13 protein-coding genes are annotated in these 14,488 nt (G+C 71.8%); 7 read left to right on the top strand and 6 right to left on the bottom strand.

All coding sequences use genetic code 11. The annotated features are described in order from the left end of the window. Positions 1-210, bottom strand: a 210-nt coding sequence (locus PUR61_RS15920; protein WP_329879502.1) for a PIN domain-containing protein, incomplete at its 3' end; no start/stop codon positions are given. Between the two features lie 835 nt (positions 211-1,045). Then, positions 1,046-1,636 (bottom strand): TetR/AcrR family transcriptional regulator, encoded by a 591-nt coding sequence (locus PUR61_RS15915; protein WP_329879501.1) that lies wholly within the window; start codon positions 1,634-1,636, stop codon positions 1,046-1,048. Between the two features lie 295 nt (positions 1,637-1,931). On the opposite strand from PUR61_RS15915, the gene PUR61_RS15910 reads away from it, so the two are divergent. Both PUR61_RS15910 and PUR61_RS15905 read left to right on the top strand, forming a co-directional pair. Next, on the top strand, positions 1,932-2,855 hold the full coding sequence (locus PUR61_RS15910; RefSeq protein WP_329879500.1) for an alpha/beta hydrolase family protein: 924 nt from the start codon (positions 1,932-1,934) through the stop codon (positions 2,853-2,855). 446 nt (positions 2,856-3,301) lie between these two features. Next, a complete protein-coding gene (locus PUR61_RS15905; RefSeq protein WP_329879499.1) occupies positions 3,302-3,763 on the top strand; it encodes a hypothetical protein in 462 nt (153 codons plus the stop codon). A gap of 161 nt (positions 3,764-3,924) precedes the next feature. Here PUR61_RS15905 and PUR61_RS15900 read toward each other — a convergent pair whose 3' ends face one another. Beyond that, the gene (locus tag PUR61_RS15900; RefSeq protein ID WP_329879498.1) at positions 3,925-5,595 is read right to left on the bottom strand and encodes a helix-turn-helix transcriptional regulator; all 1,671 of its coding nucleotides are present in this window, start codon (positions 5,593-5,595) and stop codon (positions 3,925-3,927) included. A gap of 555 nt (positions 5,596-6,150) precedes the next feature. On the opposite strand from PUR61_RS15900, the gene PUR61_RS15895 reads away from it, so the two are divergent. The 5 genes from PUR61_RS15895 (at position 6,151) to PUR61_RS15875 (ending at position 10,888) form a co-directional block, all read left to right on the top strand. Next, the gene (locus PUR61_RS15895; RefSeq protein WP_329879497.1) at positions 6,151-6,498 is read left to right on the top strand and encodes a hypothetical protein; all 348 of its coding nucleotides are present in this window, start codon (positions 6,151-6,153) and stop codon (positions 6,496-6,498) included. Positions 6,499-6,533: 35 nt separating this feature from the next. Further along, positions 6,534-6,824, top strand: coding sequence for a hypothetical protein (locus PUR61_RS15890; RefSeq protein ID WP_329879496.1), 291 nt, complete (start codon positions 6,534-6,536; stop codon positions 6,822-6,824). Between the two features lie 220 nt (positions 6,825-7,044). Further along, the gene (locus PUR61_RS15885) at positions 7,045-8,418 is read left to right on the top strand and encodes an NAD(P)/FAD-dependent oxidoreductase (RefSeq protein ID WP_329879495.1); all 1,374 of its coding nucleotides are present in this window, start codon (positions 7,045-7,047) and stop codon (positions 8,416-8,418) included. A 163-nt stretch (positions 8,419-8,581) separates the two neighbouring features. Beyond that, the gene (locus tag PUR61_RS15880) at positions 8,582-9,712 is read left to right on the top strand and encodes an FAD-dependent oxidoreductase (RefSeq protein ID WP_329879494.1); all 1,131 of its coding nucleotides are present in this window, start codon (positions 8,582-8,584) and stop codon (positions 9,710-9,712) included. 798 nt (positions 9,713-10,510) lie between these two features. Next, complete coding sequence (locus tag PUR61_RS15875; RefSeq protein WP_443034532.1) at positions 10,511-10,888, top strand: helix-turn-helix domain-containing protein; 378 nt, start codon at positions 10,511-10,513, stop codon at positions 10,886-10,888. Between the two features lie 132 nt (positions 10,889-11,020). Here PUR61_RS15875 and PUR61_RS15870 read toward each other — a convergent pair whose 3' ends face one another. The 3 genes from PUR61_RS15870 to PUR61_RS15860 all read right to left on the bottom strand — a co-directional run bounded on the left by PUR61_RS15870 (position 11,021) and on the right by PUR61_RS15860 (position 14,026). Further along, entirely contained in the window at positions 11,021-11,863 is an 843-nt protein-coding gene (locus tag PUR61_RS15870) for a nucleotidyltransferase domain-containing protein (RefSeq protein ID WP_329879493.1), read from the bottom strand. Between the two features lie 197 nt (positions 11,864-12,060). Further along, positions 12,061-12,585, bottom strand: a complete 525-nt coding sequence (locus PUR61_RS15865) for a GNAT family N-acetyltransferase (protein WP_329879492.1) — start codon at positions 12,583-12,585, stop codon at positions 12,061-12,063. A 202-nt stretch (positions 12,586-12,787) separates the two neighbouring features. Next, positions 12,788-14,026: a helix-turn-helix domain-containing protein gene (locus PUR61_RS15860; protein WP_329879491.1), complete on the bottom strand. Its 1,239-nt coding sequence runs from the start codon at positions 14,024-14,026 to the stop codon at positions 12,788-12,790. Positions 14,027-14,488 lie beyond the last annotated feature (462 nt).

The raw sequence follows: 14,488 nt of genomic DNA, 5'->3' as shown, positions 1-14,488 counted from the left end.
GCGGGCGAAGTAGCCCAGTTCGGGGTGGTGCCGCTTGGCTTCCAGCTCGGTGACCACGACCACCGGGAGAACGACCTCGTGCTCCTCGAAGCGGGTCATGGCGAGAGGGTCCGCCAGGAGCACGCTGGTGTCGAGCACGTACGTGCGCCGGTCGCATTTGCGGGAGCGGGCCGGTTGCGGGAACCGAATGCCGCGGTCTTCGCTGCTCATGAGACGTCTCCTTGCCAACGGTGCCGGTGCCGGTGCCGGTGTCGTGCGGTCGGAGCGGGAGTCACGGCCCGATCGACGGCTCGGACGGCTCGCGGTCCGGCACGGCGGGTGATCCTTCACGGGGTCGCGGTGGACGCCGAATCGACGAGGTGTCCCGCGATCGACGTCCGGGCGCCGCCCGTGGTCGCAGGAGCATGCGGGAAACCTCGGTGGACGGGGCCGGCGGAAAATGCCGACCGGTACGACGTTCTTTTCCGGGCGTTCTCCCTCCGCGGGTGTGAGGAGTGGGATTCCGAGGTTTCCAAGGATTCCGAGGCCACCTGGCCAGTGGCGAAACGGTGTCTGACGAATACCGGAAGAAAGTCCGACGGCCCACCGTGGGTGGCGATTGAGGCGGGTGTTCGTAGAAGATCGGTCTGTCCGGAAGAAATCCGGGATGAGGGTCACCGGTAATCGACGGGCGCTTCGTTGAGAGCACGATAACCAGTGAGGCGCGCCGCCGGAATGTGAGGTGGATCACAGTGTGGTCCGGTTCGCGCGCGGTAAGGCTGTTCTCCTGCGGTGTCGAGCGCAGTGTGCGTGGGCGGGGTGGTGTCGAGGTCTTCCCGGCGGGGTCGGGCCCGGTCCGCCGGGCGAAGGGGGTGACCGGTGCGCCGGGTTGGGTGTTTTTCACTCTCGTTCCGGAAAAGCTGCGTGCCGGGAACATTTCGGTGGGGCGCTCGGTCTGACGCTCGGTCATGCCCTTGATCGCGTTCCCCGGAGTGCTCTTGCCTGAAACGTCGTCCACCGTCGCGACCGTGCCTCGACCCCGCACGGCCGTGGGCGGACGCCGTCGTCAGTGCGGGCGGCGCAGCCCTGCGACGAGGAGCGCGACCAGCGGGCGCGCGTCGTAGCGGGGGTCGCTGTCGGCGCCGATGCAGAGGTTCCCGATGCCGCGCATGAGCTGGTAGGCGTCGAGGTCGTCGGAGATCTCTCCGTCGGCGACGGCTGCGTCGAGGAGCTGGGTGCACGCCGGCAGCAGGCGGTCGAGGAAGTAGGCGTGCAGTGCCTCGAAGCCGCTGGTGTCGTTCTGGAGTGCGGCTGCCAGGCCGTGTTTGGTGACGAGGAAGTCGACGAAGAGGTCGAGCCACCGTCCGAGGGCGGCGTGCGGGGTCGGGCCCGCCGCGAGCAGCGCCGGCCCGGCTTCCGCACAGGCTTCGACCTGGTGGCGGTAGACGGCGATGACCAGGTCCGCCCGGGTGGGGAAGTGCCGGTAGATCGTGCCTGTTCCGACGCCGGCCTCGGCGGCGATGTCGCGTACGGGTGCGTCCACGCCCGAGGTGAGGAAGACCGCGGCGGCCGCGTCCAGCAGGGTCTTCTGGTTGCGCCGGACGTCCTTGCGCTTCGACTCGGGTGTGGTTCCGGTGCCCTGGCCGCTGTCACCCACCGTGGCGTTCCTCTCGTGAGCCTTGCGATACGGAACGACGTTCCGTATCGTTTGCGGAACGAGGTTCCGTTTTGCTCATGATGGCAGACCCGGAGGCCGGCGACCAAGCCGTCCGCCGCGCTCGCGCTCCGCCCGGACGTGACGGGACGCTGCCACCGACACCCGCTGCGCCGACACCGCTGCCGACGCGGCCGCGCGCGAAACGGCTCCCCGACCGGCCCGGCCCGCGGTGCGACCAACTGCCAGGGCCCAACCGAACCCCACGTTGCGAGAAGTCCGAACGGAAGGTCCTTCCATGTCCGACTCCACCGCCACCGGTGCGCCCGCCGTGGTGTTGTCCGCGAAACCGCTCGTCCTGCCCGCCCCGGGCCGCGGTGACGACCTCCAGGTCCGTGTGTCCGCGCCCGTGACCGGCAGCGATCTGCCCGTCGTCCTCTTCTCGCACGGCTTCGGCTGGTCGATGGACGGCTACGCCCCGCTGGCGGACCACTGGGCGGCCCAGGGCTTCGTCGTCGTCCAGCCCACCCACCTCGACTCCCGGACGCTGGGTCTGCCGGCCGAGGACCCGCGCACGCCGAGGATCTGGCGCCTGCGCGTCGAGGACCTCACCCGCGTCATGGACGGGCTCCAGGTGCTGGAGGCCGCCGTGCCGGGCCTCGGCGGGCGCGTCGACCACGGCCGCATCGCCGTGGCCGGCCATTCCTGGGGAGCCCAGACGGCGAGCACACTGCTGGGCGCGCGCGTCCTGGACCCCGACGGCGTCCCCGGCGAGGACATGACGGACGCCCGCGTCACGGCAGGTGTGCTGCTGGCACCGGCCGGCCTGGGGGACGACTTGGTCCCCTTCGCCGCCGAGCACTTCCCCTTCATGCGGCCGTCCTTCGACGCCATGGCCGCACCGGCCCTCATCGTCGTCGGCGACCGCGACCAGTCCCACCTGTCCACGCGCGGACCGGACTGGTCCACCGACCCGTACACCCGCAGCCCGGGGCGCAAGAGCCTGCTCACCCTGTTCGGGGCGGAGCACTCGCTCGGGGGCATCCCCGGGTACGAGGTCGCCGAGACCACCGACGAGAGCCCGGCCCGGGTCGCTCTGGTCCAGCAGCTCACGACCGCCTTCCTGCGCAGTGCCCTCCACCCCGGGGACGCGGCCTGGCGGACGGCGGCCGCCGCGTTGGCGGAGAGCGCCGACCCGCTGGGGAGGCTGGAGAGCAAGTAGCGCCGTCCTCGCCGGATTTCGGCCCGGCCCGGTCGGCCCGACCGGGCCGGGCCGGTGGGTGCAGCCGTCTTCGCCGCGGCCGGGTGTCCTGCACGGCCGGTCGGCGAATCCGGAGGTTTGTCCGCGCGGATCGGGGTGAGGAGAGGGTCCGGGTGGGCACAGCGTGGTCCGGGCGGCGGGTTTCCCCCCTCTCGCCGTCCGGGCCCGTCCCGCCACGGCTCAGAGCCCGGCCGGCGTGACGTCCCTTCACCGGCGGCCGGGCGTCGCATGTCCGGCCCTGCTGCGGGAGATGCCGGTGACCAGGCCGTCTCGGTGCCTGCCTGTAGAACCGGTAACGGTGCAGGTGGCCGGCGCCGTTCGCCGACGACGAGGTCCGGGAGTGTCCGGGGAACTCCATCGCGCTGTACGGTCGGGCGAGTACCGCAGCCGTCGACCCAGGAGCCGCGATGGGACCGGATCATGTTCCTGATTGGTTCTGGGAGGTCCTGGAAGCGGCACGACCGCGTCTGTCTGCCCTGGAGCTGTGGTTGGAGTCCCCCTCGCGGGAGGTGCTCGAAGCCTTCGCGCTCGCGTACGAGTCCGCGGCGGAGTCGCTGGCCGACTTCTCGGAAGGTCTGAGCGTGGACGGGGACGTCTGGTCCGAGGACAGCACCGAGGATCTGTGCCTGTGGGTCGTCGGGCAGGGCCACGGGCTGTGGAGCTCGGTGGTGGCGGGTGAACTACGGCTGGAAGAAGTCGCTCAGATGTATCTGGGCCGTGCTCCGTTGCTTCCCGAAGGCACGGAGCCGTGGGACGAGGATGTCTCGGACCCTGAGCACCGGGGCTACCAGTCTCCCGGGGCCATCGTCCACGGCGTCTACCGGACACGATTCGCCGAGGAGCTCCATGAACGGCTTGAGGGTAGGTGAGCCCGGAACGGGTCCAGGCTGTGTCCGCGACTACGAGCGGCTGCCCGAACACCACGAGGCCATGGTGAAGTGGTCGATGACCATCCTCGGGACCCGCCGACTCGCCCCGATCCTCAGCCGTCTCCCGCACGACGTGACCGCTTCTCGGTCAGGCGCCCGGATCAGGAGTGGTCGAGTCGGTCCTCGCGGACTCTCCGGGCGAGGTCGATCTTGGTGTGGGTGGGCCGCCCCGCCGCCCGGTACTTGGCCTTGACCCTGCCGAGGTAGTCCTTGGCCGTGTTCGGGGTGATGCCGGCGCGGCGGGCCGCGGAGTCCAGCGTCATGCCCGACGTGTAGTCGAGCAGGATGCGAAGTTCCTTGGGGGACAAGCGCGGTGTGCCGGACGGGCCGGGTCCCGGCGCGGGCGCGTCACCCCTGGCGATCCGGCCGAGCCAGTCCGGCAGGGCGGTGGCCGCCAGGTCGTTGCTGAAGACTTCCGGGTTCCGGCCGCAGCGGTAGACGTCGTCACGGATTCCGCCGTGCCCACGGAAACCGAGGCCGCGGATCAGGTTCTGGTAGTCGGGGCTCGCGGTCGAGACGACCAGGCGTCCGGCTTCGACGCCCTGCCGTAGGACGTGGCGCAGGAGGTGGGCGCGCGCGGCCGGGTCGCGGCAGTGCGCGGCGCCGAGGAACAGCCCGCCGCCGGTCAGGGTTCCGCTGTGCTGCTGGAGCAGCGGTTCCACGCCGTCGGCCGTGCGGGCGCCGATCGGCATCAGATTGGCCACCCCGATCGCCCGGCCGTCGCGGTCGAGGGCGAGGTGGAAGGCGGAGACGTCGTCGGCGGCCCACCGTTCGGTGAGGCGTTCGCAGCGGCGCGGGTCGAAGCCGCTGTGGAGGGCCCACTCGTGCATCAGCCGGGCGATGTCGTCGCCGTCCGTGGCGAGGGCGGTGCGGAAGCCCACGGTGCGTTCGCCGGCGGGGAAGAGTTCGCGGCGCAGCAGCGGATGGCCGGTGAGGAAGAGCCCGTGGTCGGCGAGCTCGGCGCGCTCGCGGCCGTGGTGGGCGCGGCCGAGGAGGGTGAGGCGGTAGTCGCGGGCGTGGCTGCGGGCACTCTCGTGTGCTTGCGGCCGGCGCCAGCGGTAGGCGAGTTCGAGGATCGTTCGGTACGGCTCGGTGATCCGCAGTCCGAGGGCGCCGCGCTCGACGATGCTGAGCGCGGCGAGCCGGGTGAACTGGTCGGGACCTCCCGGGAGGAGCTCCTCGTCCGCGGCCCGGACGGTGGCGAGTGTCCGCAGTGCGTGTCGCCATCGCAGGCCGGGCAGTTCGCGGCCGACGCGCTCCAGGATCACCTCGGCGAGCTGGTCGGCGATCGCACCGGGGGATGCCGGCGGCGGGGAGCAGGCCAGGGCGCGGCAGGCGGCGTCCGCCAGCAGCGGGATGCCGCCCGCGAGTCGAACGGCCAGTGCCCGTCCTTCCTGGGACTCGACGGCCGCCGCCATGGTGGTGATGAGCCCGTCGCAGGCCGGTGGCAGGGCGAGGGCGGCGATGTGGGGGTGTGCCCAGCGCGGATCGGCCAGGACCGGCCGGCGGCTGACGACGACCAGGCTCGGGCGCCGGGCGCCCGTGTCCTCGTCCAGTGCGGCGCTCACCGCCTCCCGCCGCTGCCGGCCGTCGACGCCGTCGATCACCAGCGTGCGGCGTGCGGTGGCCGGGTCGGCCAGAGCCCGGCGCAGCACGGACAGCGCGCGGGGCAGGTCGAGGTCGATTCTTGTCGTGTCGTCCAGTCGTGCTGCCAGTCGGGACTTCCCGACCCCGAGCGGGCCGGTCAGGTTGACCAGCCGATGGGCGGCCACCGCCCCCCGTAGCTCCTCCAGCGTCTGCGAGCCGTTCCCCCCGGAGCCGCCCACGAACACCCCCTGTCGTGCCGGGTTCGTTGCTTGACGCACCGTACCTCCGGTGAGCCTTCGCGCCGGGAGTGACACGCCGTCAAGTTGCTTCGCGGGTGCGGGTGGCGTTGTAGACGGCCGGTCGATCGGCAAGCCCCCCGAACGGGTGGCTGACGGGCGCCCGACGTGCGGAACTAGCGTGCGGTCAGGGCCACCACCGCACGACCGGCGCCGCGAACCCGCTCCTGTGTCGAGGGGCCTTCACGCGGGGGTGGTGGCCGAAGGACGCAAGTGAGAGGAGAGACCCGGATGAGAACCCGGATGAGATGGCCGAAGACGGTCCGCGGCGCGGTGACGGCGGCCGGCGGACGTGGGGGACGGACGGGGGCCACGGCCGGTGTGTCCTTGGCAGACCGGCCCGGACGCAGGAGGGACCCGGCCCGTACCGCGGAGCCGACACCGGCCGGGGCCGTGCGCGTCGACCGTTCCCGTGACCGCCGAACCGACGACCGAGGAGTTCCCGTGGGCCGCTCGTCCGCGTTCCGTCTCCGTCCCCTCGCCGTGGCCCTCGCCGCCTCGGCGTGCCTCGCCGCAGGAACCGCGTCCGCCCAGGCGGCCCCGGCCGGAGCCGAGGCCGTCGCGGGAGGCGCGTACGCGAACCCCGACGGCCTGTCCGAGGTCAGGACGTTCACCGGCAACGGGGTCGGCACCTCGCCGTCCCAGGCGGTGGACGGCGCGGTCCGCACGGCCCGCGCGGTCGCCCAGTCGGCCGGCTGGCAGGCGAGCCAGTGCCACGTCCGCGCCACCGACGTCCGGTCGGTCGGCGGCGGCGTGTACGCCGCCGTCGCCAGCCTGTTCTGCCAGCGCTGAACCCCACCGATGTCCACCCAGAAGGAGATACCGACATGACCTCGATGCTCGCCCGGAGTGGGGCTGCCGTCGTTCTCGCGGGCCTCGCCGTGCTCGCGCCGACCGTCGCGCACGCCGACGCCCGCGTTCAGGAGACGCGGAACTTCACCGGCTCCGCCTACGAGAACAGCCCCAAGGAGGCCAAGCGGGAGGCCGAGAAGACGGCCCGCCGGAGCGCGTTGATCAGCGGATTCCTCAACGAGCAGTGCGTGCTGCTCTACGCCGACTCCTACCGGCTCGCCCCCGGCTACTACGGGGCCAACGCCGCGATCAGCTGCACGCGCTGATCCGTCGGATCTCCCGCTGGGGCGCACCGGTGCGCCCCAGCGGGCTTCGCGGTCCGGCGCGCGCCGTGCGACTCGGTCCGCCCCGCGGTCGTCCCCCCGCACCCGTCCCGGCGCCCTCCCCCGCGGCCCGCTCTCCGGGCCGCGGGGGAGGGCGCCGGTCGTCGAACGGAGATCATCAAGCAGTAAGATCGTTTCGCAACACGACGCGAAGGGAAGCTCTGTGGCGCGGGTTGCGGTGATCGGTGGGGGCATCGGCGGGCTGGGGACGGCGCTGATGCTGGGGCGGCGGGGCCATGCGGTCACCGTGTTCGAGCAGGACGCGCGACAGGCCGGAGAGGATCTGGACCGCGACTTCTTCCACTGGGCCAGGCCCCGCATACCGCAGGCCGTCCAGCCCCACTCGCTCCTCGCGCCCGTCCGCGCCGTGCTGCGCACCGAGGCCCCCGACGTCTACGCGGACCTGCTGGCGCGCGGAGCCCGGGAGTACCACGAGTTCGACTGGTTCGGCGAGCATCCGCCGCATCGCGACGGCGACGAGGACCTGGTGACCCTGCGCACCCGGCGCATCGTGCTGGAGGCCGCCCTGACCGCGGCCGTGCAGCGGGAACGCACCGTCGACGTGCGGCGGGGCTGCCGGGTGAGCGCCCTCACCGTCGAGGAGGGCCGCCCAGCCCGGGTCACCGGCGTGCGGGTGGGCGCGGAAGCGCACGGGGCCGACCTCGTCGTCGACGCGTCCGGCCGTCGCTCGCCGGTGCCCGCCTGGCTGGTCGAGGCCGGCTGCCGTCCGCCCGTGGTCGACAGCCACCGCACCGGGATCGCCTACCTGTGCCGCTGGTACCGCCTGCGGGCGGACGGCCCGCGCCACCCCGGGCGGGTGGCCAACGGTTCGGCCGCACCGTTCGCGCTCGCCGGTGTCTTCCCGTCCGACAACGACACCTTCGCGGTGAACCTGGTGCTCTCCACGGGCGATCCGACCCGCGGCGCGCTCACCGACCCCGCCGTGTTCGAGGCCGCCGCCCGCCGCTTCCCCGCCACCGCCGCCTGGCTCGACCTGGACCCCGAGCCGCAGTCGGCCGTCCTGGCGATGGCCGGCCTGGACAACCGCTGGACGTCCCTCAGCGACGACGACGGACCCGTCGTCACCGGTCTGGTCAACGCCGGGGACAGCCTCGTCCACACCAACCCCACCCTGGGCCACGGTGCGGCCCTCTGCCTGCGCGCCGCCCAGTACCTCGCCACCCATGTCGACCGGATCGCCGAGGACCCCGCCGACTACCACGCCTGGACGAGGCAGGTCCTGCGCCCGTGGTTCGACGACCAGGTGGCGGCCGACCGCGTCAACGAGCAACGCCTCGCCGAGAACGCGCCGCCCCCGGACCTGCGGGCCGCCGCGGTGGCCGCCTGCGCCTTCGACGATCCCGTCGTCATGAGGGCCCGGGCCCAGGTACGCCATCTCCTGCGACCGGCCGGCGACGCCTACGGCACCGACGAGGTGGACCGGCACGTCACCGCCTGGCTGGACGCGAACCCGGACTTCTCGCCGAAGCACGACGGTCCGACCCGGCGCCAGTGGGACGCGGTCGTCGCGGGCTGAGGGCGTCCTGGCGGGTGCGCGGTGACGGTCGGATGACGGAGGGCTGTCGGTCGGCTGCCGGTCGGGTGTGGGCCGGCTGCCGGTCGCCTGAGGGCGGGGTCTGCGAAGTTTCCGGAGACGGCCGCCGGAAGCCACCGGGCGGCTCGAACCCGAGGAGCCAATCATGGACACCCACATCACGATCATCGGCGCCGGACTCGGCGGACTCACGCTCGCCCGCGTCCTGCACGTTCACGGCATCCCGGCCACGGTCTACGAGGCCGAGGCCTCCCCGACGGCGCGTACGCAGGGCGGGATGCTCGACATCCACGACTACAACGGGCAGCTCGCCCTCGACGCCGCCGGCCTGATGGACGAGTTCCGCGCCGTCGTCCTGGAGGGCCGCCAGGCGATGCGGATCCTCGACCGGGACGGCACCGTCCTGCTCGACAAGGCCGACGACGGCACGGGCGGACGCCCCGAGGTGCAGCGCGCCGACCTGCGGCAGGTCCTGCTCGACTCGCTGCCCGACGGCACCGTCCGGTGGGGGCACAAGGTCACCGCCGCCCGTGCTCTCGGCGAGGGCCGCCACGAGGTGGCGTTCGGTGACGGCAGCACGATCGTCACGGGCCTGCTGGTCGGCGCGGACGGCGCGTGGTCGCGGGTGCGGCCACTGCTCTCCGACGTCACGCCCGAGTACACGGGCACGTCGTTCGTGGAGACCTACCTGTTCGACGCGGAGACCCGGCATCCGGCCGCGGCGCGAGCGGTCGGCGGCGGGTCGATGATGGCACCCTCGCCGGGCGCGGAGATCTTCGCCCACCGGGAGAGCGGCGAAACCCTGCACACCTACGTGAACTTGACGAGGAGTCAGGAATGGTTCGAAGAGGTTGACTTCACCGATCCGGCCGCAGCCGCCGCGCGGATCGCGGGGGAGTTCGACGGGTGGGCGCCGGAGCTCACGGCCCTGATCACCGACGGGGACACCGCGCCGGTCCTGCGTCCCCTCTACGCCCTGCCCGTCGGGCACGAATGGGACCGGGTGCCGGGGGTGACCCTGATCGGGGACGCCGCGCACCTGGTGGCCCCGAACGGCGAAGGCGCCAACCTGGCGATGCTCGACGGCGCCGAGCTCGGCAAGGCCCTCGCCGCGCACCCCGGCGACGTCGAGGCCGCGCTCACCGAGTACGAGCGCGCCATGTTCCCGCGCAGCGCCGAGTTCGCCGAATTCGTGTACCTCGACCCCGACGGGATCGACTTCGGCGACAAGGCGGCCCCCGGCCCGGCCGGCACGATCGCGGGGGAGGGCCACTGAGTCGGGAGCCGGCAGCGGAGGTGGTCGGCGCCCGGGTGGGCGCCGACCCGGCCCGGTGGTACCTGTCTCCCCGGCTCAGAAAAATCTGTGCGCGCCGCAGTAGACATTGGCTGGGGGCGGGTCTAGCGTTTCTCTCGTAGGCAGCAGTCGGCGGTACCGGCCGGTTCAGTTCCGGCCGGGGTCGTCGAGCGCAAGTCTGCAGTGCGGTACGGCAGTGGAGTCCCGAAGCCAGGCAGGTGCAGGACGGTGACGGGACTGGCCGCCGGACCGGGCGGCCCGCAGGTGTCAGGGGCCGCCGAGTACGCGCAGTACGCGGTTCCGTAGGTGCAGTACCAGCAGTCACACAACGGACACGACCTCGGCAAAGGCGTCAGGACTGCGGGCGCGCGTGCCGAGGAGTCCGGGCAGTGGGGTTCCAAGCCACGAAGGCGCACGACGGGCGACGGGGCTGGCTGCCGGACCAGGTGGGCCCTCACGGCCACCGACCGGAAGGTGCAGTTCAGAAGACGCAGTACCCCGCAGTAGCGCACTACCCGCAGTACCGCAGTACGGAAGCGACAGGTCAGTACCGAGGATGAAATGGAGGGCGCAAGCGCCATCAGGATCGCCCGGCCCGTGAACACTCGTCCGGGCGGACACCGCAGACCCCAAGGCAAGGACGGTGGTTTCCGGTCACGCATACGCGATCCCCGCACATCCCCCCAGGGGCTGTGCGGAAGCAGAGGACCGGCCCAGGCCGGTAGATGGTGTTGTTTCCCCTTCGGGGCCCCGGAGCCGCCACGGCGCCGGGGCCCCTCGATGCGTTCTCCCGAGAACCAGAGAGGTGCAGTGACTACAACGACCGGCCCCGGCACGCCCGACAAACTCGACGACGACGACTACCCCGCCTACACCATGGGCCGCGCCGCCGAGATGACCGGTACCACGCCCGGATTCCTGCGCGCCCTGGGCGAGCACCGCCTCATCACCCCGCTCCGTTCCGATGGCGGCCACCGCCGCTACTCCCGCTACCAACTGCGCATCGCCATGCGTGCCCGCGACCTCGTCGACCAGGGCACCCCCGTCGAAGCCGCCTGTCGCATCGTCATCCTCGAAGACCAACTCGAAGAAGCCCTGCGCCTCAACGAACAGCTCCGCCGTTCCCAGCCCGGTCAGGAGCCCCCCGCGGGTAGTTGACCCACCGGCGCCCGGACTTCACGGCGCGGCCCGGCCGCCCGGCCGGCGTGACGCCCATTCACCGGCGGCCGGGCGGCGCACGTCCCGCGCGCGGCCGCCCGGGGGCGCGGGCGGGGGGCGGCGGGCTCGGTGTCAGGGCGAGTCGCCGGTCGGGGCGATGACCGGGGCGATGACCGGGGTGGGGGCCGGGGTGGCCGTCGCCTCAAGTCGTTCGCGGACCCAGGTCAGGAAGGCCCGTACGTCGGCCGCGGGCAGCGTGGCCGTGGCCGGACGGGGCTGTTCGAAGCTGCGCAGCGCGCTCTCGATCAGCGGCCGGAAGCCGGGCTCGGCGGCGGCTGTCGTGCGGGCCGCCTCCCGCTTGGCCTTCCACCGGCCGGTGCGGCGGTACACCAGCGCGCGGCAGCCGTTGAGCACCCGGTTGTCCGCGAGGTGGCCCTCGCCGTCGGCGTGTTCGCGCACGCAGGCGCGCAGGGCGGCGGACACGTCGGCCGGGTCGGGTTCCGCGATCACCTGGCACGCCGCCTCGCCCCACAGGGTGATTCCGGCCCGGTGGGCGATCGAGCGGTCGATGACGAACCAGAACGCGGGTGCGCCGGAGGTGTCGTGATCGGCCCGGTCCGGTAGCAGCGGGCCGGTGTTGAGGTTCAACAGGTACCCGGGAGCGCCCGAGGGGCGGGCGGCGAAGTCCGCCCCGTACACCACCAGTTCGAGCCCGGCCGCCGGGCAGGGCAGCCGGGGGTGGGCGAGCTCCCCGGCCAGCTCGCGCAGGTTCGGCGCCGGCAGGTCCGGCTCGACGACGACCACCACGTCCACGTCGCTGCGGCCGTGCCGGTAGTCCCCGAGCGCCACCGACCCGACCACGACCACGCTCACCAGGTGCGGCCCGCACACGGACCGGGTGCGGCGGACGAGTTCCGCCAGGTAGGTGCGCAGTTCGGCGGGGATCGACCGCCGGTCCTCGGCATCGTGGGTCATGGGCCCAGTCTGCCCGGACGAGCCGTCACCCGGGGGACCGGCTGCGCCGTTTTGCCAGTAATCCACTGTGTCTGGTACTCAACGCAAAACTCGGTGAACGTTCTGACGAAGGGCGACCCGAATTCCACCAGTACCCAAGTTCCCTCTGACGTTCGTCCAGCCGGAGGCGCCTCCCCTGATTTCGGCCCTGTGGGGGACTACGTGAGTACGGCCAGTTCCTGCAGCATGACGGCGTACAACGGCGCATCCTCGAAGGGGCGGTGCTCGCCGACCTTGGCGTACCCCCAGCTCTCGTACATCGCTTGGACCCGGGGGTGGGTGGTGTCGACGTAGAGCACCGCGAGGGCCTCGGAGCGTTCGGCGACGAGGGCGGCGTGGACGGCTTGGGCGATTCCTTGTTTCCGCCATGACGGGCGCACCATCACCTCGGAGACCGCGAACGTTCGGGCCGGATCGGGTGCCGGGTCGAGATGAGGGCGCCACCACTCGGAGCCGTCTGTCAGGGGTGCGCCGTAGGCGAAGCCGACCGGAGTGTCGCCTTCGTATGCGACGACGCAGGAGTACCCGGACCGCGTGGTCCAGTGATCGACGAACCAGCCGAATCGTTGAACGAAGGGATCGTCCGCCTGTTCCCGATAGGCATCGGAGTGGACCTCAAGCAGTACCTGGCGGTGTTCCTCAGGCAGGTTGTCGCCGTGGAAGTGGCGGAGGTCTATGGTCATCGCGAGCCTTCCGGGGTACGAAGGTAGTCGGTCCACTCTCGCGTAACTGGGGAGTCTGGCGCCAGGGTGATGAGTTCTCGGTGGCGTTGATGTCGATCCCGCCATCATGTTCGATCGTCAGCCCGGCAGGGTAGGCCCCCGGGTCTGCCACCGTGGCCAGCGCGGCGACGGCGTTGCTGCCCAGGCGAACAGCGCCGCCAACTCAGAATCCAGTCGGGATGCCTACTGTCTCCGCGAGCTCCAAGGTCTCCTCGCGCATTGACCGTGGAGCCCGACGCCAGAGTTCGGCAGCCACCGTACGGGCCTGAGGGGTGAACTGGACAGTCTCCCGGGAAACCTTCAACGCCCTACCCATGACGTGCAGCGCAGCAGTGCGATCTCCCCTGTCCAGGTGCGCACGAGCAGCATCGACCCACAGCCGAGTACGTCGCTCGGTCGAAGGAATCGCATGGGGATCGATTGCGTCCGTCAGGTTCAACGCCTTGCCCGAGCTGCGTAGTTCGGTATTGATGCTGATGGCGTGCAGGTCCGTGTTGGCCCGTCCGAACACGGTGGAGAGCTCCGCGTACCCAGCCGGCAGCGACTTCGCGACCTGATCGGCCGTGTCCCAGAGCCGCCACGCCTGCCCCTCGCGACCATCTTTGGCCTCGGTGATCGAGGCATGGAGGTGCAGGGCACCGTAGAGTCCCCGCCAGTGCAGCGGCGCCTCGGGCAGGTGCGGGCGCAGGCGTTCGATGGCCGTGGTGGTCAGCATCATTGCGCCCTCGTGCTCACCGACCGCCCGGAGCGTGTTGGCCAGGTTCCACGCGGCCGCGCCCATGGCTGCGGGGTCGTCGGCATCGGCTGCTGCCGCCATGGCCCGATCGCCCAGCATCCACACGGCCTCGGCCGGCCCGATGTAGGCGATCACCTGCTGTGCAAGGCGGTACGAAGCAGCGAGCGCGCTGAGAACGCGCCGACGTTCCTCGCCTGCGCTGTGGGCCGCGAGCGCCTCACCCAAACGGATGAGGTCAGGAACGATCAGACCGACATCGGTCCGGTTGTCTGCTGCCCGGTGCCAGAGCTTCCACCCGGCATCCACATCGGCGCCGTAGCTTCTCGCGGTCGCGCCTTCCGGAATCTGTGCCGGCCCGCAGGTCCCGCGTTCCAGCAGGACCGCCCACACGGCTGCCGACGCCGGGTGGTACAGCCGTCCGGTACTGATCGGCTGGGGTGAGGATGCGGGCCCGGTGAGAACCGAGAGGTCGTCGATGCGCAGCGACAACGCGATCCTCTGCAGCGCGGCATGGGAATTGAGGGGGCGCTGGTTCTGTTCGATCTTCTTCAACCAGGCGGTACTCCGGCCGACCAGACCGGCGAGGACGGCTTGGGTCATGCCGCGGCGCTCGCGCTGAAACTTGATGCGCTCGCCTACGGTCAGTTCGTCGGATTGCTCGGACATACGCCTCTCCCTGGCTGCTTGCGGCCTCCGGGACGCTGACCGATCCCGTGGCCCCACAACACACCGTAGAGCGGGCAGAACCTGCTGCACAGACGTTCACCCGGACGTGGTGGGGGGCAGCCAGGCGAGGGGGGCGGGTTGGGTCCTCTCACGTGATGCCGTCACTGTGCGGTCCTCTTATGTCACCCTCCACAGTGCATGCCTCCCCGCGTCGGGGCGGCGAGATCAGCTACGACCCGCTGAGTGGTGAGATCCGGATACCGCTGGACCTGGCCCGGCCCCGGCGTCCCTCGGCGACGCGATACTCGTACGCCCCCGGCGCCCGAGCCTGCGCCGCCCCACTCCGGCCGCGTAGCACCTACCGACTCCCGGGGTGTGCAGCCTCCCACGGTGCTGCACACCCCGGGCTCCAACCCCCTCCCCGGACGCCCTCCGGGAAGGGGACGCGGAAGAGCAGCGGGT

The sequence above is a fragment of the Streptomyces sp. BE20 genome (assembly GCF_036322525.1).
GTDB lineage: Bacteria > Actinomycetota > Actinomycetes > Streptomycetales > Streptomycetaceae > Kitasatospora.
Note: the sequence above shows the minus strand (reverse complement) of the source record. Positions and strands in the feature narration are given on the sequence as shown.

Excerpts from the sequence above, each read along its gene's own strand:
- PUR61_RS15910 (WP_329879500.1), top strand. The coding sequence starts at position 1,932 with ATGTCCGACTCCACCGCCACCGGTGCGCCCGCCGTGGTGTTGTCCGCG.
- PUR61_RS15905 (WP_329879499.1), top strand. The coding sequence starts at position 3,302 with ATGGGACCGGATCATGTTCCTGATTGGTTCTGGGAGGTCCTGGAAGCG.
- PUR61_RS15890 (WP_329879496.1), top strand. The coding sequence starts at position 6,534 with ATGACCTCGATGCTCGCCCGGAGTGGGGCTGCCGTCGTTCTCGCGGGC.
- PUR61_RS15880 (WP_329879494.1), top strand. The coding sequence starts at position 8,582 with ATGGACACCCACATCACGATCATCGGCGCCGGACTCGGCGGACTCACG.
- PUR61_RS15875 (WP_443034532.1), top strand. The coding sequence starts at position 10,511 with ATGCGTTCTCCCGAGAACCAGAGAGGTGCAGTGACTACAACGACCGGC.
- PUR61_RS15870 (WP_329879493.1), bottom strand. The coding sequence starts at position 11,863 with ATGACCCACGATGCCGAGGACCGGCGGTCGATCCCCGCCGAACTGCGC.
- PUR61_RS15865 (WP_329879492.1), bottom strand. The coding sequence starts at position 12,585 with ATGACCATAGACCTCCGCCACTTCCACGGCGACAACCTGCCTGAGGAA.
- PUR61_RS15860 (WP_329879491.1), bottom strand. The coding sequence starts at position 14,026 with ATGTCCGAGCAATCCGACGAACTGACCGTAGGCGAGCGCATCAAGTTT.